21 protein-coding genes and 1 pseudogene are annotated in these 22,015 nt (G+C 69.1%); 8 read left to right on the top strand and 14 right to left on the bottom strand.

The features are described 5' to 3' along the window. The 6 genes and pseudogenes from WT24_RS16855 to WT24_RS16835 all read right to left on the bottom strand — a co-directional run bounded on the left by WT24_RS16855 (position 1) and on the right by WT24_RS16835 (position 4,273). A complete protein-coding gene (locus WT24_RS16855) occupies positions 1-921 on the bottom strand; it encodes a hypothetical protein (RefSeq protein WP_059503041.1) in 921 nt (306 codons plus the stop codon). An 86-nt stretch (positions 922-1,007) separates the two neighbouring features. After that, positions 1,008-1,331: a TfoX/Sxy family protein gene (locus WT24_RS16850; RefSeq protein ID WP_059502966.1), complete on the bottom strand. Its 324-nt coding sequence runs from the start codon at positions 1,329-1,331 to the stop codon at positions 1,008-1,010. A 164-nt stretch (positions 1,332-1,495) separates the two neighbouring features. Continuing rightward, positions 1,496-3,232: a site-specific integrase gene (locus WT24_RS16845; RefSeq protein ID WP_060035024.1), complete on the bottom strand. Its 1,737-nt coding sequence runs from the start codon at positions 3,230-3,232 to the stop codon at positions 1,496-1,498. Positions 3,233-3,381: 149 nt separating this feature from the next. After that, positions 3,382-3,504: pseudogene (locus WT24_RS34440) on the bottom strand (MFS transporter); the annotation flags it as partial. 84 nt (positions 3,505-3,588) lie between these two features. After that, positions 3,589-3,780: a DUF2964 family protein gene (locus tag WT24_RS16840; protein WP_059503043.1), complete on the bottom strand. Its 192-nt coding sequence runs from the start codon at positions 3,778-3,780 to the stop codon at positions 3,589-3,591. Between the two features lie 13 nt (positions 3,781-3,793). Continuing rightward, entirely contained in the window at positions 3,794-4,273 is a 480-nt protein-coding gene (locus WT24_RS16835; RefSeq protein ID WP_060035022.1) for a universal stress protein, read from the bottom strand. A 295-nt stretch (positions 4,274-4,568) separates the two neighbouring features. On the opposite strand from WT24_RS16835, the gene WT24_RS16830 reads away from it, so the two are divergent. The 4 genes from WT24_RS16830 (at position 4,569) to WT24_RS16815 (ending at position 9,833) form a co-directional block, all read left to right on the top strand. Then, positions 4,569-5,330 (top strand): 2-keto-4-pentenoate hydratase, encoded by a 762-nt coding sequence (locus WT24_RS16830; protein ID WP_060035019.1) that lies wholly within the window; start codon positions 4,569-4,571, stop codon positions 5,328-5,330. A 31-nt stretch (positions 5,331-5,361) separates the two neighbouring features. After that, entirely contained in the window at positions 5,362-6,774 is a 1,413-nt protein-coding gene (locus tag WT24_RS16825) for a hypothetical protein (RefSeq protein WP_060035016.1), read from the top strand. Between the two features lie 175 nt (positions 6,775-6,949). Beyond that, positions 6,950-9,118 (top strand): hypothetical protein, encoded by a 2,169-nt coding sequence (locus WT24_RS16820; RefSeq protein ID WP_060035013.1) that lies wholly within the window; start codon positions 6,950-6,952, stop codon positions 9,116-9,118. A gap of 7 nt (positions 9,119-9,125) precedes the next feature. Next, on the top strand, positions 9,126-9,833 hold the full coding sequence (locus WT24_RS16815) for a DUF3142 domain-containing protein (RefSeq protein WP_060035012.1): 708 nt from the start codon (positions 9,126-9,128) through the stop codon (positions 9,831-9,833). A 227-nt stretch (positions 9,834-10,060) separates the two neighbouring features. Here the strand turns inward: WT24_RS16815 and WT24_RS16810 are convergent, their stop codons facing one another. Both WT24_RS16810 and WT24_RS16805 read right to left on the bottom strand, forming a co-directional pair. Further along, a complete protein-coding gene (locus WT24_RS16810) occupies positions 10,061-10,897 on the bottom strand; it encodes an alpha/beta fold hydrolase (RefSeq protein WP_059502980.1) in 837 nt (278 codons plus the stop codon). Positions 10,898-11,034: 137 nt separating this feature from the next. Next, positions 11,035-11,868, bottom strand: coding sequence for an oxidoreductase (locus WT24_RS16805; protein WP_060035009.1), 834 nt, complete (start codon positions 11,866-11,868; stop codon positions 11,035-11,037). 94 nt (positions 11,869-11,962) lie between these two features. On the opposite strand from WT24_RS16805, the gene WT24_RS16800 reads away from it, so the two are divergent. Continuing rightward, a complete protein-coding gene (locus WT24_RS16800; protein WP_060035006.1) occupies positions 11,963-12,934 on the top strand; it encodes an AraC family transcriptional regulator in 972 nt (323 codons plus the stop codon). A 30-nt stretch (positions 12,935-12,964) separates the two neighbouring features. Here the strand turns inward: WT24_RS16800 and WT24_RS16795 are convergent, their stop codons facing one another. Beyond that, complete coding sequence (locus WT24_RS16795) at positions 12,965-14,128, bottom strand: aldose epimerase family protein (RefSeq protein ID WP_060035083.1); 1,164 nt, start codon at positions 14,126-14,128, stop codon at positions 12,965-12,967. Positions 14,129-14,234: 106 nt separating this feature from the next. Between WT24_RS16795 and WT24_RS16790 the strand changes: the two genes are divergently transcribed. After that, positions 14,235-14,912, top strand: coding sequence for a hypothetical protein (locus WT24_RS16790; protein WP_060035002.1), 678 nt, complete (start codon positions 14,235-14,237; stop codon positions 14,910-14,912). A gap of 91 nt (positions 14,913-15,003) precedes the next feature. Then, positions 15,004-15,912, top strand: coding sequence for a LysR family transcriptional regulator (locus WT24_RS16785; RefSeq protein WP_059502990.1), 909 nt, complete (start codon positions 15,004-15,006; stop codon positions 15,910-15,912). 64 nt (positions 15,913-15,976) lie between these two features. Here WT24_RS16785 and WT24_RS16780 read toward each other — a convergent pair whose 3' ends face one another. From WT24_RS16780 to WT24_RS16770, 3 genes are all read right to left on the bottom strand, one after another. Further along, positions 15,977-17,458 (bottom strand): mechanosensitive ion channel family protein, encoded by a 1,482-nt coding sequence (locus WT24_RS16780; protein ID WP_060034999.1) that lies wholly within the window; start codon positions 17,456-17,458, stop codon positions 15,977-15,979. Between the two features lie 111 nt (positions 17,459-17,569). Further along, positions 17,570-17,995 carry a DoxX family protein gene (locus WT24_RS16775; RefSeq protein WP_059503048.1) on the bottom strand — a complete coding sequence of 142 codons (426 nt, stop codon included), beginning with the start codon at positions 17,993-17,995 and terminating at the stop codon, positions 17,570-17,572. A gap of 230 nt (positions 17,996-18,225) precedes the next feature. Beyond that, complete coding sequence (locus WT24_RS16770; RefSeq protein WP_060034996.1) at positions 18,226-20,025, bottom strand: winged helix-turn-helix domain-containing protein; 1,800 nt, start codon at positions 20,023-20,025, stop codon at positions 18,226-18,228. Between the two features lie 11 nt (positions 20,026-20,036). Here WT24_RS16770 and WT24_RS34435 point away from each other — a divergent pair, with 11 nt between their 5' ends. Next, complete coding sequence (locus WT24_RS34435) at positions 20,037-20,516, top strand: hypothetical protein (RefSeq protein ID WP_156441824.1); 480 nt, start codon at positions 20,037-20,039, stop codon at positions 20,514-20,516. On the opposite strand, the gene WT24_RS16765 is transcribed toward WT24_RS34435, so the two are convergent. Further along, positions 20,459-21,280, bottom strand: coding sequence for an alpha/beta fold hydrolase (locus tag WT24_RS16765; protein WP_060034993.1), 822 nt, complete (start codon positions 21,278-21,280; stop codon positions 20,459-20,461). The genes WT24_RS34435 and WT24_RS16765 overlap by 58 nt on opposite strands. 64 nt (positions 21,281-21,344) lie before the next feature. Beyond that, entirely contained in the window at positions 21,345-21,776 is a 432-nt protein-coding gene (locus WT24_RS16760) for a DUF3331 domain-containing protein (RefSeq protein WP_060034990.1), read from the bottom strand. Positions 21,777-22,015: the final 239 nt, after the last annotated feature.

Here is a 22,015-nt window from a genome sequence, read left to right as displayed (position 1 = left end):
CTACTTCGCCGTCTGCTGCCGCTGCACCTCCTGCGCTTTCATCTGCAGATACGCGCCGCGCTCCACTTCGTGCAGTTGCTGCGGGTACTGCTCGGTCGCGTCGAACCAGCGCGCGAGGCGCGCATCGAGCGGCTTGTCGAGCGTCGCGAGATACGTGTCGATCGCGAGGTAGTAGCGCATCGTGTTGCGCTCCAGCAGCCCGCGCACGCCGCCGACGTACCGCGGCTGCGCGGCCGACGCGGCGCCGACGGTCGTGAACCCGACCTTGTCGCTGCCGACGGTCGCGAGATAGGTCTTCATCGCCATCCGGCCGACCGTGCCGAAGCCATACGAATACGTGAGGTGCAGAAACGTGCGCGACGCGCCGACCGGCACGGCCTCGAGCGCGATCCGGTAATCCTTCGTGCCCATCGGGCCGCTGTCGGCGGTCAGGTCGACCTGGAAATAATCGGGCGTCGCGGCCGCCACGCGGTAGCGGAACTGCACGCGATAGGTGTCCGACAGCTTTTGCTCGATCTTGCGGCCGAGGTTCACGTCGAGCACCGCGCCGTTGGCGCCGCTCGATGCGTGACAGTACTTCGTGTTCAGGTGCAGGATCAGCACCGCGCACCAGTTCTCGGGGCCTCGCGCGGGATCGTTGAGCTGGCCGTTCACCACCGCGAACGGATAATCGACGACCGCATAGATGTCGCCCTTCAGCGACGACGACGCTTCCGACGATTCGAGCACCAGGGGCCGGTGAAACGCATTGTCCTTCAGTTGCGGGCCGAGGCTGCGGTAGCGGTCGAGCAGCGCGGCCGCGCCGTTCGCGCCCTCCGCGCCGAACGACAGCGCGCTCCAGCCTACGCACAGGGTCACGACGAGCGCGCGCCAGGCGCGGCGCGCCAGCCGCGTGCCGCGCGACGGTCCGGATGTCTCCATGTTGGTACTCCCTGGCGCACGATGGTCGCGCGCATGTGTCACAGAATACGCCTGCCGGCTGCGCGGCGCGGCATCCGACTCGATCGTCATCGGCCGCGCTTCACCGGCAGCGGCAATTGCGCGGCGGTGATCCGGATCAGCGTCGACAGCCATTCGCGATCGTCCCAGCGATCGCCGGCGATGACGAGATGCGGCTTCGCGGCCGGATACGGCGGGGCTTCGTCGCACGCGCCGAGATACGCGCGGCCTTCGGGCGTCGGCTTGACGAACAGCCGGTCGTCGCAGACGAGCGCGACCATCCTGCCGTCGCAATAGATGCCGTATTCGCCGAACATCTTGCGCGCCGATACCGTACCGGCCGCCGCGATCTGCTCGACGATGAAATCGACCGTGCGCTGGCTCGATGCCATCCGCCGCTCCCGATGAAAAAGTTTATGACCGTCGTGCGCGCCGGGCCGTTCCACCTTATCTGCCGATACGCTGCGGTGCGTCATCCATTCGCAGACGCGAAACGCGCCCAGGCATCGACCGCTGCCGTCGTGTGCGCGGTGCCGGCCGGCAGCTTCCGACTCGCCTACTTGTCCACGCCGAACGCACTCGACATCTGCCGCGCCCGCTTCACGTCGTCACCATGCAGATAGATCGACGTCGTCGAGATCGACGCATGCCGCAGGTTGTCGCGCACCGTCGTCAGCTCCGCGCCGCGCGCCAGCGCGTGCGTCGCATGCGTATGCCGCATCCAGTGCGGGCTCGCCTGGCGCAGCTTGTGCGCGAGCGCCGGGTGGTCGGCCTCGATGCTATCGGCCGTCTGCACGAAGAAACGCTGCATCACCTTCCACAGCCGCACGCTCGTGATCGCGGCCGCGTCGTCTTCCGCGAGGCTCGGAATCAGCGGCGTATCGGGCCGCCAGCGCGCCGGCGTGACCGGCAACCGGCGCGCGACCAGATAGCGATCGAGCGCCGTGCGCGCCAGCGGCGGCAGCGCGACGCGGGCGGCCTTGCGGCCCTTGCCGATCACCTTCAGCCACGCGTCGCCGTGCGCGTCCGTCCCGATGTCGCCGAGCGTCGCGCCGACCAGTTCGCTCGCGCGCAGCCCGGTCGCATAGCCGAAATCGAGAATGAAGCGCAGCCGTTGCGCGGCGGCCGGCGTCCAGCCCGACTGCGGCGCAGCGTCGCCCGTGCGCTTGCGGAATTCGAGCCCGTCGGCGATCGTGCGAACCAGCAGCCACTCGCCTTCGGTAAACGCGTGCGACGTATCGAGTGCGGTCGCGCCGCGCGTGTCGCGCACCTTCACGCCGGCGAACGGATTCGCGAGCAGGTAGCGCTGCTCGATCAGCCAGCGGAACAGCGCGCCGAGCACCGACAGCGTGTACGCCGCGGACCGCGCGGACAACGCGCCCGAGAACGGTCGCCAGTCGGGCGCGCCGCGCGGCCGTACGGGCCCGACCCAGCGTTCGTGCGGCGTCGGCCGCCGGATGAACGCGCGATACGCGAGCGCATCCTCGGTCGTCAGCGACGACAGCGCGCGGCCGCGCTCGACGATCGCCCACAGGATCAGCCGCTCGGCCTCCTTCCGGTATGCACGCCGCGTCGCGGCCGATTCGTGCAGCGATAGCCACGCATGCACGGCCGCGTAATCGTTGTCCGCATCGAGCGTGCTGCTCGCGCGCGGCGCGCGGAACGTGCCGGCCGAGCCGTCGACTTCGTGCGGCAGCTTCAATTGCTCCCACGGCACGATGCTGCCGCGCGGCGTCGCGGCGATCAGCGCACGCGCGCGTTCGGTCAGCTCCGGATGCGCGGCGAAGAACGCCTCGATGCGCCGCGCGCTGGCCATGCCGAGCCCCGCGATCGCACGCCACCACTGACGCCGGCGCGGAATCCGCACGGTCAGGTCGGCGAGCGTCGCGATCCCGTGCGCACGCAACGCCGCGACCGCGCGCGCCGGCAACCACAGGCCGACGTCGTCGCCGATCTGCGGGACCGGCGCGCGCGCATGACGCAGCAGGCCGATCGCGTCGGTTGCCGCCTTCGCCTCCCGCAAACGCTCACCGTCCGGATGGCCGAGCCGTTCCGCGAGATCGGGGCGGCCAACCTGCCGCGCGACGCGCACGAGGCGCCGGCGAATGGCGCCGATCACGCCGCGCGCCGACCGTCCGTCGCCGAGCCGGTCGGGCAGGTAGCGCTCGACGGCCTGGCGCACGGTCATGCCCGCGTACCACGCGCGCAGTGCGGCCAGTTCGTCGGCGTCGGGAAAACCTGCGGGCGCAGGCGCGGAATCGGGGGAAAGCGGTGAGGCGAGGCGCGGTTTCATGGGCGCCAGTTTGACAGAAGCGCGCGCGGCCGGATACGCCGCCCGCCCCCTCCCGAACGGGAAGATGCGCGTGCGCGGCCGCGAACCCTGCGGGCAGCGCGCCAGCACATCGGATCGGTCGAAAAACGTCAGCCCGTGACGACGGGTGTGCGCCACACGGAGCCCGGCAGCGAGAGGCCGGCCGCGGACGCGGACGCCATCACAAGCGACATCCCGTATTCGCTCTTCAGGTACTGCGTAATCCACGGCGACAGCGCGGTGAAGCCCTCGAATCGGGCGAACCCGGGGCGGAGCAACGGCTGTCGCCGGTCGTCGCAAAACCGAGGCCGGACGTGCGCCCCCCTCCTCCATGCGGGTCACGCCTCGTCTTTCGGCCCCGGGTTCAGCATCACGACGAAGCCGGCCACGCCGACGATCAACGCAACGGCGCCGCCGCGCAGCGCCGTCGTCGCATCGAACAGCAGGCCCGTCACGACGGCCATCATGCCGGCGAGCGACACGAACACGGCGATCGCCGCGACGACGATCCGGTACTGGCGGCGTATCATCGTGCGCGCCGCGTCATGCCGCGGCCGCGGCCGCCGGCTCGTCGGCGTCGTCGCCACGAATCAACAGCACCGGGCACTTCGAGCCGCGCATGAAACGCTCGGCGACGCTGCCGAGCAGCACGCGCCGGATGCCGCGCCGCCCGTGCGTGCCGACCACCGCGAGATCGATCCCGCGCTCCTTCACGTAACGTTGCAGGCGTTCCGCGACGTCCTCGCCGATGCTCTCGGTCTCGACGAGTTCGGCTTCGCCTTTCGCGCCGGCCAGCGCGACGATCCGTTCGGCTTCGCGCAGCACCTTGCGCCCGTCGTCGCGAATTTCCTCGACGAGCGCGTGCGGATCGAGACGGCCGGCATACGTGAACAGCGCCGACTTGTCGACCACGTACACGACGCTGACGTGCGTATCGCCCGCCAGCGCCACCTTCACGGCCTCGGCCAGCGCCCGCTTCGACGAAGCGCTGCCGTCGACGGCCACCATGATCTTCTCGTACATGCGAACCTCGCTGGGGTGAGTTGCCGCGCGCGCCGTCGCGCCCGGCCATGTCTCCATCATCGGCCGACGGCGGGTTCGAATATTGACGGCGATCAAGTCCGGCGGCGACCGCGCATGCGGCGAAACGGCGCGACGGGAAGGGAGAAGCTTGCGTTGCCGGCCAGGCCGCGAACCGGGCCGGCCATGCGTGCGCCGCACGCTATCGAGCGGCCATCGCGCCGAAGGCGCTATCATCGGATGTGCGACTTTCGTCCGGCCCTTTTTTCCGGCCCCACTTTCGACTCGCTCAACCGACATGACAACGACTACCGAACGCGTGGACGGCGCCGCCCAGCATCTCGTCGCCGCCCGCCATGCCGGCGCGCCCGGCCCGCTGTTGCCCGATGCACTGCGCCCCGACGACATCGACACCGCGCTCGCGATCCAGCAGCGCGTGGCCGTTCTGCTCGGCGAACCCGTCGGCGGATGGAAATGTGCGCTGCCGCCGCCCGATCGCGTGATCCTCGCGCCGATCTTCGCCTCGACGATCCGCGAAGCCGATGCACCGTACCGCGTCGTCGGCGGGCCGATCGTGCGGATCGAACCGGAAATCGCGTTCGTGCTCGACCGCGACCTGCCCGCGCGCGAGCAACCGTACGCCGAAGGCGACGTGCGGGCGGCGATCCGGGAAGTGCGCGTCGTGCTCGAGATACTCGGCTGCCGCTATGCGGAGCCGATGCGCGCGTCGAAGTTCGAGCTGCTGGCCGACGGGCAATTCAACCAGGGACTGTGCGTCGGCCCGGCCGTGCCCGACGGCTTGAACGCGCCGCTCGCGACGCTGGCGCTGTCGTTCGAAGGCGCGCTGAACCGGACGATCGACGGCCTCCATCCGGACGGCGATCCGCTGAAGCCGCTGGTGTGGCTCGTCAACTTCCTCGCGTCGCGCGGCGATGCGGTGCGCGCCGGCCAGATCGTGACGACCGGCTCGTACGCGGGTGCGATCGAGGTGCCGCTCGGCGATGCGCTGACGGTCCGCTTCGGCGAGCTCGGCAGCCTGTCGGTGACGTTGACCGCGTGACGGGTCACGTCGCTTTCACGCCCGATCCGCCATGTCGCTGACACCGCTGCCCGCCCTGCTCGATGCCACCCTGCGCACCGTCGCGCGCCGTTATCGGCTGCCGCCGCTCGACCGCGCGTCGTCGCTGACCGACGCGACGAACCCGGCCACCGCGCTGGCGGTCGTGATCGAGGAAGCGCGCAGGATGCAGGCGGACGGCCACGCGCCCGGCGCGGACCTGCGGCAGCGCTTCATCGATGCGCTCGCGCGGATGATCCGCGATGCGATGGATCCGTCATCCGGCGATCCGTCGTTTCAGGCATCGGTGCTGCGCCACGATGCGCCGAACGTACGCGAATACGCGTCGTTGTCCGCGCACGCCGAGCAGGACCGGCGCGCGCTCCACGCGGCCGTCAATGCGATCGCGCACCCGGCCAAGCTCGAGCGCAGCGCGCAGGCCTGGCAACGCGACGGCCTCGCGCGCCTGCATGCGGCCGCGACCTCGGCGGCGTGGGTCGAGCTGCGTGCCGCACTCGCGCAATTGCTCGCGCTGCCCGAGATGGCGACCGACGCGGCATTCGAGCAGGACATCGTCAAACTCAAGGACAGCCCCGCGCTCGAACGCACGCTGCGACTCGATGCGCTGGCCGCGGACGAAGACGTGCGTCGCTACCGCGCGCTGTGGGTCCGTCAAGGCCCGCTCGTCGGCAGCACGGCCGCCGTCGCGCAAGGCGCGGCGTCCCAGCAGCGCGGCGCGGCCGTCGAAGCGCTGGCCGCGCTGGCGCTCGACGCGCTGGCGCGCAGGCTCGACGCGGTGGACGAGCAGCGCACCTACCGCGTGGTCACGTCGATGCGCGTGCCGTCGTCGATCCCGGGCCGGCACGACCGCGCGAAAACCGAATGGGACGCGATCCTGCTCGAACGCGCGCGCGGCGGCGACCCGGCGCTCGCGTGGAACGTGCGCTTTCTCGTCGAAGCGAAGGCATCCGCGGATGCCGCGACCACCGACCTGCCGCGGCTGCTGCGCGGCCTGAACCTGCTCGCGCAGGCAGCGCCCGACACGGTCTATGCATTCGAGACGCACCAGGGCACGGTGCGCGTGCATGGCGCATCGCTGCACGCGTTGACGACCGACGAAACGGCGCTGCCACGCGAGGTGCTGTATTGCTGCGACGCGTCCGCGGACGCGACACTGCGCCTGCTGGGCGCCGCGAGCCGGATGCAGTTGCTGTCGGCACAGGCCAGCCTCGAATACGCGAGCGCGCTCGCGCGGCAACCGGATGCCGATCCGGACGGCCTCGGCGTCATCTGGCACGCGCTGCTGACCCTGCCGCAGTGGCAAGCCGTGCTGCATCAATATCCGTCGTTGCGGCAGGTCCGCGAACTGATGGTGGCCATCGACGACTTGCGGGCCGCGCTCGACGAGATGGACGACGGAGGCATCGCCACCAGCGTGTGCGCGTGATGCGCGAGCGCGGTCGCCGCGCGACGCTCACGCACGGCCGGCCCAGTTGGCGAGCACCTCGAACGGCAGCATTCATCGCGTGAGCCATCACGCCTCGTCAGGTACGATACGCGCCGGGGCCGACCGCGCCCCCTGAGAGAACCGGCCGTCGCGGCCCCTACCCGACACAAGAAAAATGCGAAGAAACCCGATGCTGCACCGAAACCTGTTCGCCGCGCTGGCGGCCGGCCTGCTCTGGATGCCGGCCGCCCATGCCAGTGGAGACGATGGCTGCTACGTGCCGAACACGCTCCGGCAAACTTCATACTCATGCGGCAACGTGCCGATGCTGACGCCCGCCAACGACACGCGCATCAACGCGATGCTGATGATGGTCGACAGCGGCAAGGTCGCGCAGGTGTTCCCGGACCCAAAGACCATCCCGGCGAAAGAGCGGGTCGACCGGATCGTCGTGCCGTTCCCGATGGATTTCTCCGGATGGATCTATATCGGCCAGAAGGAGCCCGACCAGACCGGCGGCGCAGCAGATGCAGGTGCGTCGTCGAACCGGTACGCGGACGGCGAAGGCAGCATCTGCCGCAGCATGAGCGCGGGCGCGGAAGCGTTCAACGACGCACTGGCCGGCGCCGGCGGCCTGCCCGCCGACGAAGCTGCGCGCCTGCGCGCGGCACGCGCCGACATCGCGCAGAAGACCTGTGCCGCGGGCGGCGCGAGCGCCGCGTGGACGAAGCCGCCGGTCAAGTCGCCGCTCGGCCAGCAGTTCGCCGCGTACCTCGACGGCACAAACGCGTTCTACCGCGCCGACTTCCTCACCGCGACCCGCGCCTTCGCGAACGCGTCGCACAGCGCGGACCCGTGGCTGAAGGAAACCGGCCTCTACATGGCCGGGCGCGCGCAGTTGAACGCGGCGCAAGCCAACGTATTCGACAACGACAGCCCGACGCCGACGCGCGCGCGCGTGTCGAAGGTGTCGCTCGACGCGGCGAACACGGTGTTCCGGACCTACCTGAAGGTGTATCCGAAGGGGCGCTACGCGGTGTCCGCGAGCGGGCTGTTGCGGCGTGTCGCGTGGCTCGACGGCAACGTCACGCAGCAGGCCGACCTGTACGGCCATGCGCTCGCGCGCTGGTCGCCGGCGACGTCGAACGTGCCGCTGATGCAGTTGGCGAACGAATTCGACAGCAAGCTGCTGTTCGGCTCGGCATTCGACGCGAGCCAGATCCAGTCGCCGACCGTGCTCGCTACCGTCGACCTGCTGCGCATGCGTGCGTCGGACAGCAGCGATCCAAGCCGTAAGCCGATGACGCTCGACGAGCTGCAAGCGCAGAAGCCGCGCTTCGCGAACGCGCCCGCGCTGTACGACTACCTGCTCGCAACGTGGTACGTGCAGATCGGGCACAAGCCGGATGCCGCCCTTAACCTGCTGCCGCAAACGCCCGCCGCGCCGCTCGACTACTTCGGTCTGAGCCAGCAGGCGCTGCGCGGGTTCGCGCTGGAGGATAGCGGCCAGAACGACAAGGCCCGCCAGTTGTGGCGCGACCTGATCCCGCTCGCGACATTCCGCTTCCAGCGCGAAATGCTGGAACTCGCGCTCGCGATCAACCTGGAGCAGGCCGGGCTCGTCAACGACGCGTTCGCCGACGATTCGCCCGTGCAGAACGCCGCGATCCGCGCGGTGCTGCTGCAGCGCGCGGCCAATGCCGACCTGCTGCGCGCGCAGGCGCGGAATCGCGCGACCGGCAGCGCGCTGCGCGACACCGCGCTGTACACGCTGCTGTACAAGGAGCTCACGCGTTCGCACTACGCGGATTTCATCGCCGACACGGCGCTGGTGTCCGGCACGTCCGCCGATCCGTTGAAGCCGTTCGTCGCGGCCGGTGCGAAAAACGCAGACGGCTACACGTGCCCCTCGGCGCGCGACATCGCCGCGACGCTGCAGCAGAATCCCGCCGATCCGAAAGGGCTGAACTGCCTGGCCGATTTCGTGCGGCTTCATCCGCCGGTGCCCGGCCTCGAAATCGATCCGGTGCCGTCGTGGGTCCGCAATGCGTCGAGCACGGCCGCCACGCGCGTGCCGCCGACGCTCGGCGACGCGCCGTCGCAGTTCGCGGGCAAGCCGTACGAGCGGATGTCGAGCTACGTGACGGTGATGGCGGATACGCAGGCGGACCCGAACGACCGCGCGTACGCGTTCTATCGCGCGATCAAGTGCTACGAGCCGAGCGGCTCCAACGAGTGCGGCGGCAAGGAAGTGTCGAAGAGTACGCGCAAGCGCTGGTTCGACACGCTGAAGACCGCCTATGCGGGCAGCCCGTGGGCGCGGAAGCTTCGCTACTACTGGTAAGCGCCACATGAAACGCATCGCGTGCATCGCGCTGCTGCTGGCCGCGCGCGGTGCGCTGGCCGGCACCGTCGACGCCGCACGGTACGACGCGTTCTGGCTGTGGGCGGGCGTGAAGCCGCAGACGGTCGTGCGCGGCGCGCGCGCCGTCTACGTGCTTCAAGGTCAGATCGAGGCGTCGCCGCGGGACGAGTCGCAGGTGCGCGTGATCGCGCAGGGCGTCGCGCTGCCGCCCGCGCCCGACGCACGCGTGTGGCTCGTCTATCGCGCGCATACGCTGCGCTGGACACCGCGCGTCACGCAGATCATGCTCGCGCAGCTCGCACGCTGGCGTGCGTCGGGCCGCACGATCGCCGGCATCCAGATCGACTTCGATGCCGGTACGCGCCACCTGCAGGATTACCTCGCGTTCCTGCGCACGCTGCGCGAGACCTTGCCCGCCGATTGCCGGCTGAGCATCACGGGGCTGCTCGACTGGAGCAGCCGCATCGATACCGACCAGGTCAACCAGCTCAAGGGGATCGTCGACGAAGTGGTCGTGCAGACCTACCAGGGCCGCAGCACGATTCCCGACTATGCAGCCTATCTGCCGCGCGTCGCGCGGCTGCAACTGCCGTTTCGCATCGGCGTGATCCAGGGCGGCGAGTGGGACGCGCCGCCGTATCTCGCGTCGAATCCGTGGTTCCGCGGCTACGTCGTGTTCCTGCGCAATGGCTAGCGGGCGCCAGCGCGACGCAAACGAAGCGTCACGCCGATCGACGATGCGCTACGCGGCGCTCGCGATCGTGCTGCCGAGCAGCCGGCTGCCGCGCCTCGCGCATCCGGGCGTGCGCTTCGTCGATTTGGGGTGAAGCACCCGGCGGGCGATCCGCCCTTTCCCACGCGGCCGGATCGCCTCCCTTCGATCGCGGCGCCGCCCGCCGCAGCGGGCTGGCGCCGACACCGTCATGCCCGCACGAACGCGAGCAGATCGGCGTTGAGCACGTCCGCGTTGACCGTCAGCATCCCGTGCGAATAGCCCGGATAGGTCTTCAGCGTGCCGTTCTTCAGCAGCTTGACCGACTTCAGCGCGGAGTCCGCGATCGGCACGATCTGGTCGTCTTCGCCATGCAGCACGAGCGTCGGGACGGAGATCGACTTCAGGTCGTCGGTCTGGTCCGTTTCCGAAAACGCCTTGATGCCGTCGTAATGCGCCTTCGCGCTGCCTGCCATCCCCTGCCGCCACCAGTTGCGGATCACGCCCTGGTGCACGGTCGCGCCCTCGCGGTTGAACCCGTAGAACGGGCCGCTCGGCACGTCGAGGAAGAACTGCGCGCGATTGTCGGCGAGCGCTTTGCGGAAGCCGTCGAACACGTCGAGCGGCAAGCCCTCGGGGTTCGAGTCGGTCTTGAGCATCAGCGGCGGCACCGCGCTGACCAGCACCGCCTTCGCGACGCGGCCGGCCGGCTCGCCGTGCTTCGCGACGTAGCGCGCCACTTCGCCGCCGCCCGTCGAGTGCCCGATATGCACCGCATTGCGCAGGTCGAGCGCTTCGACCACCGCGAACGCATCCGCCGCGTAATGATCCATGTCGTGACCATCCCAGACCTGCGCCGAGCGGCCATGGCCGCGCCGGTCGTGCGCGATCACGCGATAGCCGTTCTGGACGAAGAACAGCAGCTGCGCATCCCAGTCGTCGCTGGACAGCGGCCAGCCGTGGTGGAACATGACGGGCTGTGCATCTTTCGGACCCCAATCCTTGTAGAAAATATCGACGTTGTCCTTCGTGGTGACGTATGGCATCGCGATGCTCCGGTGAGGTGGATGAACGTGGCGAGCGGGCCGGTTGCCATTATCGGCCATTATTGTGAAACCTCGACGCCATCGCGCGCAGCGACGGCCGATCATCCACCGGCAGGAAATGAACGATGCCGCGCGCGTCAGCCGTCCGTCGACACCGTCACGGCTTCCCACGCGCGGATTTCGTCGTCCAGCGCCGACAGTTTGCTCCGCACGAGCCGCAGCGCATCGCTGCCGAGCAGCAGATGCGCGGGCGGACGGTCCGCCGCGATCACGGCGAGCATCGCCCGCGCGGCCTTCGCGGGGTCGCCCGGCTGCTTGCCGCTTTTGTCCTCGCGCGCGCGGCGGATCGGATCGAACAGCGCATCGTAGTCGGCAATCGAGCGCGGCGTGCGCACCATCGAGCGGCCGGCCCAGTCGGTGCGGAACGAACCCGGCGCCACGGCCGTCACCGCGATGCCGAACGGCTCGAGCTCCTTGCCGAGGGTTTCGGAAATGCCTTCCAGCGCGAACTTGCTGCCGCAGTAGTACGCGATGCCCGGCATCGTGATGTGCCCGCCCATCGACGTGATGTTCAGGATGCGGCCGCGCCGGCGCGCGCGCATGAACGGCACGACGGCCTTCATCATCGCGACCGCGCCGAACACGTTCACGTCGAACTGCCGGCGCATCTCGTCGAGCGGCGCCTCCTCCATGATCCCTTCGTGCCCGTAACCCGCGTTGTTCACCAGCGCGTCGATGGGCCCGACGTTCGCCTCGATGTCCGCGACGACGCCGTCGATGCGGTCGAAGTCGGTCACGTCGAGCACGCGCGCGACGGCCGCCTGCGCGGACAACGCCTCGAAATCGCGCGCCGCCTGCGCGCTGCGCACCGTACCGACCACCGTGTGGCCGGCGGCCAGCGCCTCCCGCGCGAGCGCGCGACCGAAACCGCTGCTGACGCCGGTAATGAGCATGATGTTGCCGGATGCCATGTGAGCTTCTCCCGAATGTCGATCGAAGCATGCATACTAGTCTGACGAACTGCGCCGAATAAGCCCGATTCCGCTGATTTTCTTGCACAAAACTATGAGCACCTCGCCCATCTCCGCCCGATCTCCGGCGCTGTCCCCGCGCGACCGGAAGCGCCTGGTGACGCTGCTGCGCGCGCTCGCGCCCGACGAAGGCTACAACCTGACGGCGCTGCCGAGCGTGCGCATCCTGCGCTCGAACCGCGCGCTGTCGCGCACGCCGGTGCTGTACGACCCGGGCATCGTGATCGTGTGCCAGGGATCGAAGCGCGGCTACTTCGGCGGCGAGCGCTATCTGTACGACGAGCACCATTACCTGGCCGTCTCCGTACCCGTCCCGTTCAGCATGGAAACCGACGCCACGCCCGAGCGCCCGCTGCTCGCGCTGTACCTGCACCTCGATTTCACGCTGGCCGCCGAACTCGCCGCGCAGATCGATCGCGCCGGCCTCGCACGACCCGTGCAGGCACCGAAGAGCATGATGTCGACGCCGATGGATGAAGCGATGCACGCGTCCGTGCTGCGTTTCGTCGAGGCGATGCAGCGGCCGCTCGACGCCGCGGTGCTCGGCCCGGCGCTGCTTCGCGAGCTGTATTTCCGCGTGCTGACCGGCGCGCAGGGCGATGCGATGCGCAGCGCACTGGCGATGCGCGGGCAGTTCGGCCGGATCGGGCGCGCATTGCGCGTGATCCACACCGACTACGCGCGGCCGCTCGACGTGTCGCAACTGGCCGACGCGGCCGGCATGAGCGTGCCGAGCTTTCACAGCCATTTCAAGGCGATCACGCAGGTGTCGCCGATGCAGTACCTGAAGTCGACGCGCCTGCATCAGGCGCGATTATTGATGGTGCGCCAGGACCTGACGGCGGAGGCGGCCGGCTACGCGGTCGGCTACACGAGCCCGTCGCAGTTCAGCCGCGAATTCAAGCGCCTGTTCGGCTTGACGCCGGCGAAGGAGACGCAGCGCATGCGCGCGAGCTTCGCGATTCCCGAAGCGTTCGACGATGCGGTGTTCGTGTCGTCGCATTGACGCGCCGGAACGCGGCCGCGACCCACACGCTCATCGCGCACCCACCCGCCACACCGTCACTTCGTGCAGCGTCTCGCCCGGCTTGAGCACCGTCGACGGGAAGGCCGGACGATTCGGCGAATCGGGAAAATGCTCGGCTTCCAGCGCGAATGCATCGGTTTGCCGGTAGACCGTTCCGCCCTTGCCCGCGACGCTGCCGTTCAACCCGTTGGCCGTGTAGAACTGCAGCCCCGGCTGCGTCGTGTACAACTCGAGAAAACGCCCCGACGCCGGGTCGTAAGCGCGCGCGGCAAACGCCGGCGTCGACTGGCCGCCCTGGTCCAGCACCCAGTTCTGGTCGTAGCCATGCGCGAGCGCGAGCTGCGGATACGCATCGCGCAGATGCGCGCCGATCGGCGTCAACTGGCGCAGATCCATCGGCGTGCCCGCGACGCTCGCCAGTTGCCCGGTCGGAATCGACGTGTCGTCGGTCGGCGTGAAGCGCGATGCGGCGATCTCGATCAATTGCCGCTCGACGCTGCCGCCGGCCTGCCCCGCCAGGTTGAAGTAGCTGTGGTTCGTCAGGTTGACGACCGTGTCCCGGTCGGTCGTTGCGCGGTAGTCGATGCGCACCTGATCGTCGCGGGTCAGCGTGTAGGTCACGTCCGTCGTCAACGTGCCGGGGAAGCCGTTCTCGCCGTCGGGGCTCACGTAGCGCAGCGTGACGCTCGCACCGGTCGCGTCGCTGTGCGTGCCGGCGACCGTCCATACCTTCGCGTCGAAACTGTCGGGGCCGCCGTGCAGCGTGTTCGGCCCGTCGTTGACCGGCAGCTTCCAGGTTTTGCCGTCGAGCGTGAAACGCCCGCCCGCGATGCGATTCGCATACCGGCCGATCAGCGCGCCGAAATGGATGTTGCCGTTGCGCGCTTCGTAATCGTGCAGCGAATCGAAGCCGAGCACGATGTCGGCCACGCGGCCGGTGCGGTCCGGCACCTCGAGTGCGGTCACGATGCCGCCGTACGTGATGATTTTCAGCGTCACGCCGTGCCGGTTCGCGAGCGTGTACTGGCTCACCGCCTGCCCGGACGCGGTCGTCCCGTAATTCGCATGGCCGATCGAGACGTCGGGCGCCGCCGATGCGACGGCTGCATGCAGCCCGACTGTTGCGAGCACACCTATCGCGAGCATCGATCGTCGCGGCCAGATTCGTTTCATGGAAGCCTCCGAAGGGGTGCGGTCCGTGCCCGCGCGCAAGTTGCGTGCCTGCACGCCGCCGCGTTTGCTATGCTGCGCGCATCGTCCGCCCGAGCCGAGCGCCGCCATGAATGCCATCGCCCCCGATATCGAGCGCACGCTGCGCGCCGCCTGCGACGCCTGCTTCGGCACTGCGACCGTGTGGCCGCTCGTCGCACGCGCCTATGGCCAGCCGCAGCGCTTCTATCACACGCTCGCGCATCTGGCGGAACTGTTCGCGCACCTCGCGCCGTATCGCGCGCAACCCCTATGGCCGGCCATCGAGCTTGCGGTCTGGGCCCACGATGTCGTCTACGCGACGACGCTGCCGGACTACGCGAACAACGAATCGCGCAGCGCGCAATGGCTCGCGCAGGTCACCAACACGCACTGTACCGCGTCGTGGTTGCATGCGCACGCATCGCACGTGTCCGTTGCATCCGATCTCGTCCTCGCGACGCAGTCGCACCGGCTGCCTGAAACGTTCGCCGCCGATCCGGCATTGCAGCGCGCGGGGCGGATTTTTCTCGACGCCGATCTCGCGATCCTCGCGGCCGCACCCGAGCGGCTTCGCGAGTACGACCGCGCGATTGCACGCGAGTGGGCGCAGGATCCCGATGCGCCGTCGGCAAGCTTCCGAGCCGGTCGCAGGCAGGCGCTCGAACATCTGCGCGGGCAGGCCCCGCTGTTTCGATCGGCGGAATTCGCGCCGCTCGAGCAGCGCGCGCAACGCAATCTCGACACGCTGATCGACTTCTACGCTTGAACGCCGTACACATCGCGACCGACTTGCACGCTGGAGCCCGCGCCGTACCGGCACTGGTATGATGCGCCAGCCACCTCTACCGGAATTCGCGATGAAGCTGTCATTCGAAGCGCTCGAAGCCCTGGACGCGATCGACCGCACCGGAACCTTTGCCGAAGCAGCGGAACTGCTGCATCGCGTCCCCTCGGCGCTGACCTACCTGGTGCAGAAACTCGAAAGCGATCTCGGCGTGGCGCTGTTCGACCGCAGCGGACGGCGCGCGAAGCTCACGCATGCAGGGCGCATCGTCGTCGAGGAAGGCCGGCGCCTGCTGCGCGCGGCCGAGCAACTCGAAATGAAGGCGCTGCGGGCACAACAGGGCTGGGAAACGGAAGTCCGCGTCTGCATCGACGAAATCCTGCCGTTCGACGCGCTTTGGCCGTACGTGCACCGGTTCTACGCGCTCGGGATGGATACGCGGCTGCGGCTGTCCACCGAAGTGCTCGGCGGCGCGTGGGATGCGCTGATTTCGCGTCGGGCGGATCTCGTCGTCGGCGCGGCGGGCGAACCGCCGGAATTGCCGGGCATCGTCGCGCGGCCGATCGGTTCGCTCAAACACGTGTTCGCGGTCGCGCCGTCCCATCCGCTCGCGTCGCTGCCCGAACCGCTGGCGATGACGTCGGTCGTCCAGTATCGCGGCGCGGTGATCAGCGATACGTCGCGCGAATTGCAGCCGCAGTCGGTCGCGATCGATGCGGGCCAGCCGACCCTCGCGGTCCCGACGCTGGCCGCGAAACTGGAAGCGCAATGCGAAGGGCTCGCGGTCGGCACGCTGCCGGAATGCATCGCGGCGCGCGCGATCGCCGACGGCAAGCTCGTCGCGCGCCAGGTGACGGGCATGCGCGACACCACGCACTGCTATCTCGCGTGGCGCGGCGACGAAGCGGGCCGCGCGCTGCACTGGTGGGTCGAGCAGCTCGACCGGCCCGATCTCGTCGAGCGCTTCACGACGCCGGACTGACGCGCCCGTTCACGGGCCGCCGGGCTGCCGGGCTGCCGGCGGTCGCTCGCGATCCGGCCCGGCGTCAGCCGAGCGAATCGTGCAGCCGCTTCATTTCCTTCTCGAGCCAGCCGATCAGGCTGAACCCCGCGTGCGCCTTCTCGACCGGCGGAATCATCATCCGTTCCTCGGTCGCGATATGGTCGGTGAGCGACTCGCACATCAGCCTGCCGAGCGCCGGCTTCCTGCCGATCAGCGCCGACAGATCCTCGCTGCGAAGCTGACGCACGGTCATGGCCGTCATCGCGCGGACGGTCGCGTGAAGCCGCGTGCCGGCGAGCACGACCGACTGCCCGATCGCATCGCCCGGCGCCATCCGCCGGACTTCGACGTCGCCCGACGCGCCCGGCACGAACACCGCCGCGACGCCCGATTCGACGATGGTCAGCACGCGCGACTCCGAATCCGACGCATAGATCACGTCGCCCTTGCCGAACGAACGCGCGACAAGCGCATTGGCCAGCACGGCCAGATCGTCGTCGTCGACGCACGCGAACAATTCGACCGCACGCAACAGCAACAGCCGACGCGATACCGGATGCCCTGACGATGTCGATGTCGATGCCGCCGCACCGCTCGCGAGCGGCCGCCACGCGACGCCTGCCGCGGCCAGATGCCGATGCGCGAGATCGTAGAGCGCGTTGCGCACGGCCGTCTTCTTCTGCAGCGCGTCGACGTAACAGACGAGTTCGTACTGGATCGCGTTCGCGCGGAAAGCCTTCACGACGGCGATCGGCGCAGGGCGTGCGAGCACGTCGAGCGAACTCGCCGCGGCCCGCTCCAGCGCGCCGACGGCGACGGCCGGCCGCACCGCAGGATCGAGGTCGAGCGCGAGCGTGACGCCGTGCAGGCCGGCCGGCTCGCTGATGTTCACGATGGTGGCGCGCGCCGCGGTGCTGTTCGGCACGACGACCAGATTGCCGAGACTGTCGATCAGCTTCGTCGCGCGCCAGTTGCTCTCGACGATCCGCCCTTCGAGCTCGCCGATCGAGACCGTATCGTCGAGCCGGAACGGTTGCGTGGTATTCAGCACGAGCCCGGAGAACACGTCGTTCAGCGTGTTCTGGAGCGCAAGCCCGAGGATCACCGCGACGGCGCCGGACGTCGCGACGAGGCCGCTCAACGGCAGGCCGAGCACGTAGCCCAGCGCGGCCACCGCGGCCGCACCGAACACGATGCCTTCCGCGATGTCGTGAAAGAGCCGCTGGCTGCGCCACGCACGCGGCAGCAGCAGATGATTGATCAGCAGGCTGAACACGATCGCGCACTGGAGCCACCATGCGATGCAGATGGCCTGCACCACGATCCGGTCGAGCCCGCCGAGCGACGCGGGAACGGCGAGCGGGCTGACGCCGGTCGCGAACAGCACGGCGCTCAGCGCGGCGAACGCCGCACAGCGACGGATGGCGCGAGCCACGGGGCGATCGTGCCCGAGCAGCCGCCACGCAGCGAGGTCGGCCAGCACGATCGGCGCGCCGTAGAGCGCCGTATCGGAGAAATTCAACATAGCGGAACGCAAGCGCGGCGCGCGAAAGAGTGGTGACGGCGGCACGCAGGCCGCCGCGCGGACGGCATCGTCGGGCACATCGCGTGCGGGCCGCCGATGCGCCGGCTGCGATCAGCCGCGCCGCTGCACGACGCCTCGCAGCGGCAGCCGCAACACATAGCGGCCGGCGCCCGCGATCGCGATCGTGCCGAACAGGATCAGCAGCATCCACGCGAATTGCGCATCGCGCAGCGGCCAATCCGGGTGGACGAACACCAGCGCGACGAGCGTGACGATCATCACCGGCAGCGCCGCCAGCCTCGCGTACAGACCGACGATCATGAAGATCGGGCACACGACCTCCGCGAAGATCGCGAACAGGATCGACAGCGTGCGGCCAAGATGGAACGGGTCTTCGATCGCCGCGGCTTCGGCCGTGTAGTGGACGACCTTCGGCAAGCCGTGCACCACGAGCAGCAGCACGCTGGCGGCGACGCGCAGGAACAGCAGGCCGAGGTCGGTCGCGTGACGGGAAAGGTCGGATTGGTCAGGTTTCATGCGGCGGTTCGTCGGTTGAGCGGGAGGCGCGGCGACGCGTACGCCGGGCATTGCGCCGCGCCGGCGTTCAGTGGGGTCGCGCGAGGTCGATGGGCGCTCGGCGCCGGCGCGCACGCGTGCCGACGAGGTGCCGGCGCCCTCCGTTCAGGCAATCTACGCGTGCCGCCTGCCGCTGTCCTGTAACCGGGCTGAATCGTTCTGAAACGTGACCGACGCGCACGAACCCGGCGTCACGACTCGCGCGACGGCAGTTCGGACTCGGCCGCGTCGAGTCCGAGTGCGTGCACTTCCGACCACGCATCGTGCGCGACCTCGGTCGACCCTGCCGTATGCGCGAGCGCAGCCGCATACGCGGCCAGCAATCGCACGCGTGCATCGCCGGACATCGCGTTCGCGTTCGCGTCCGCGTCGCGCATCGCATCGAGCGCGACGCGCGCCCGTTCGCGACATTCGTCGACGAGCGACAGATCGAACAGGCAAGGCACCGCGACGGCCGCGAGCGCGATGCCGAGCGCCGCGTCGCCCTGCGCCGAAAACGCCCAGTCGAGCGCGGCGCGTAGATTGCCGAGCTCGCGCCGGACCACATCGAGCCGGGCCGTGCCGCCCGGCTCGTCGCCGCCGTGGGTCGCACGCCGGAACAACGCGAGGAAGTAGGTCGCATGCGCGCGCGCGGCAGCCGGCCCCTCGCCGTGACTGTCGAGCTGCTGTTGCGCGTAGGCTCGCGTGGTCGTCAACAGCCGGTAGCGCGGTGCGCCGTGCGCGGTCTCGAGGATCAGCAGCGACTTCGACACGAGGCCGGCGATCGTATCGAGCAGGTCGGCGCCGGCCGGCCCGTTGGCGCCGACGACCTCGCGCACGGCCTCGATCGAGAAGCCGTCGCGAAACACGCCGAGCCATCGCAGCAGCAGGCGCTCGGCATCGCCGAGCAACCGATAGCTCCAGTCGTACATCGCCTGCAGCGTCTGATGGCGCGGCAACGCCGTGCGAAAACCGCCGGTCAGCAGCCGAAAGTGATCGTCGAGATGGGCGGCCAGCACGTCGATGCCGAGCACGGCGGCACGGGCCGCGGCCAGCTCGATCGCGAGCGGCAGGCCGTCAAGGCGACGGCAGACCGATGCCATCAACGACAGGCTGCGCGCATCGAGCGGAAACCGCGGATCGGCCGCCCGTGCACGCGCTGCGAACAATTGCACCGCGCTCGCGCGCATCGCCTCGCGATCGTCGGCGCCTTCGTCGAGTACGTCGAGCGGCGGCACCGGGCACACGCGCTCGCCGTGGATGCGCAGCGATTCCCGGCTCGTCGCGAGCACGCACAGCCCGTCGTCCGCGTCGGTGAGCGCGCTCGCAATCTGCGCGGCGGCGTCGAGCAGGTGCTCGCAATTGTCGAGCACGAGCAGCATCCGGCGACGCGCGACGCTGGCGAGCACCGCCTCGAGCGTCAGCGACCCGGTCGGCTGCGTGATGCCGAACGCGCCGGCGAGCGCGTCCGGCACGAAGCGCGGACACGCGACGGTGGCGAGCGAAACGAATACGGTGCCTTCCGGAAAGTGCTCGGCGGCGCGCGCCGCCGCTTCGATCGCGACCCGTGTCTTGCCGATGCCGCCCGCGCCGACCAGCGTCACGACGCGCGCGCCCTGCAGGGCGGCCAGCACGTCGGCGACCGTCTGTTCGCGGCCGAACAACGCGCTCGGCGCCGCGGACGGCCGCCACGTCGAGGCCCGCACGGGCGCGTCGCCGTCGTCCTGCCCGACGACCAGCCGATAGCCGCGGCCGGGCACCGTCACGATCAGGTTCCGGTCGCCGGCCAGCGCCTTGCGCAGCGAAGCGATGTGCACCTGCAGGTTGTTTTCCTCCACCACGGTGTGCGGCCATACGCGCTGCATGATGTCGTCTTTCGATACCAGCGCACCGTTCGCCCGAATCAACAGCTCGAGAATTTCGAATGCGCGGCTGCCGATGCGCAGCAGCTTGCCGTTCGAACGAATTTCACGTCTGTCGAGAAAAACGTGAAGTGTTCCAATCCGGATCATGGGAATTTCTTGTGAGTGACATTCAACGACGCTCGACCGAAATCGCGCGCCGGTTCGGCATCAATGCTACGGTATTTGCATGGTCGAATGATTCAAATTATCAGAATGAACGACTCGAATTTTTTGAAATGACGAAAAACCCCGCCGCGAGGCGCGGCGCAGCCTTTCGCATGCACCGAAATACGGCGGGGCCGCGCACGTTTCATGTGCAAATCGTGCATGCGTCCATGAATACGATTCCGATATATCAGGCGAATCGTTTTTCGGTCGGAGCAATACGGCGCATTTTCGTTTTGATTCGACCGGCCGGTTTATTTTCGGCCCCGCTATTGCGGCGGCCGAATATCCGTCGGCTTATTTGCCTGCCTTCGCGGCGCGATTCGACGCGCGCAACGGGCGCACGCCCGTTCCGCCGCCGGCATGCATCGCGCGATCAGGCCTGCGCGAACGCCAGCAGCTCGTCGTTCAGCCCGGCCGCGTGCGTCAGGTAGAGCGCGTGCGGGCCGCCTTCGTAGACGCTCAGCGTCGCATGCGGGACGCGTTTCGCCGTGGCGGCGCCCGTCAGCGCGAGCGGCGCCGTCTGGTCGTCGTCGCCGTGAATCACGAGCGTCGGCACGTCGAACCGTTGCAGGTCGGCACGGAAATCGGTCTCGGAAAACGCGCGGACGCAATCGAGCGTGCCCTTCATCCCGCCCTGCAGCGCCATGAACGACGTCCAGTCGAGCGCCGCGCGCGAAACCGTCGAGCCGTCGCGGTTCGATCCGGTAAACAGCGGCCAGAAGGCGTCGAAAAACGCCGCGCGATCGGCCACGATGCCGGCGCGAATGCCGTCGAATACCGCGACGTCCACGCCGTCGGGATGATCGTCGCGCCGCGCCACGAGCGGCGTCACCGAGCCGATCAGCACCGCCTTCGCGATGCGGCGCGTACCGTGCCGGCCGATGTAGCGCGCCACCTCGCCGCCGCCCATCGAAAAGCCGACGAGCGTCACGTCGTGCAGGTCGAGCGCGTCGAGCAGCGTCGCGAGATCGTCGGCCAGCGTGTCGTAGTCGTATCCGCTCCAGGGTTGACCGGATCGCCCGAAGCCACGCCGGTCGTACGCGATGCAGCGCAGGCCGTGCGACGCGAGATGATGCATCTGCACGTCCCACATGTCGGCATTCAGCGGCCAGCCGTGAATGAACACCACCGGGCGGCCGCTGCCCCAGTCCTTGTAGTGAATCGATACGCCGTCGCGGGTGGTGAACGTGCTCATGAGGGTTCCTTTCGAGTAGGGAAGCCGCGTACACGGACGCGGCCGAAGCGTGCGGCGCCGCACGTCATGCGCGGGACTGCCGGGCGACGAATTGCTCGAGCGCCGCCGCGAGAATCATTTCGCGGCAGTTCGCGGGGCGTTTCTCGCCGCGCCACTGCGGTTTGTAGATCGCGTCGCCGGCCCGGATCGGCTGCCCGGTGAGCGCGCAACGGCCGAGCCCGCGGCCGCGCGCCTTCGCGCTGATCCAGCGTTGTTCGTCGTAGCGGCAGCGCGTCGGGTCGCTCCACGACACCAGCATCGACGAATCGGTCTGCCGCTCGACCGCGACGATCGCGCAGCGGCGACGCACGTCGCCGCTCGAGGGCGTCGGCGCGTCGTCCCGATGCGGGCGACGCGAGCCGTCGGCCCCCCGCTCGAGCGGCATCATCCGGAGGCTCGCGGCGGGCGACGGCCTGAGCGACGTGATCATGTGCTCCCAACGATTGAAGGCGTCCATGGCGGCATATCCAGGCAGGTGACGGGCGGCGCGGGCCGGGCGGCGCCGTTCGCATGGTGCGCAACGTGTGCCGATGACCCGATGCTGACGATAGTCGCCGTTCGCTGAAGAGTCCCGGTCGCGCGCTTAATTTTTCTGCAGCGCGACAAAATCCGCTCGCGGCGCCGCGGCGTTCAAGAAAATTCAGCCGGATTTCAGTACGGCGCGCCCCGCGCCGCGATACGCTCCCGACGGCATTC

Source organism: Burkholderia sp. MSMB1078WGS (genome assembly GCF_001528895.1).
GTDB lineage: Bacteria > Pseudomonadota > Gammaproteobacteria > Burkholderiales > Burkholderiaceae > Burkholderia.
Note: the sequence above shows the minus strand (reverse complement) of the source record. Positions and strands in the feature narration are given on the sequence as shown.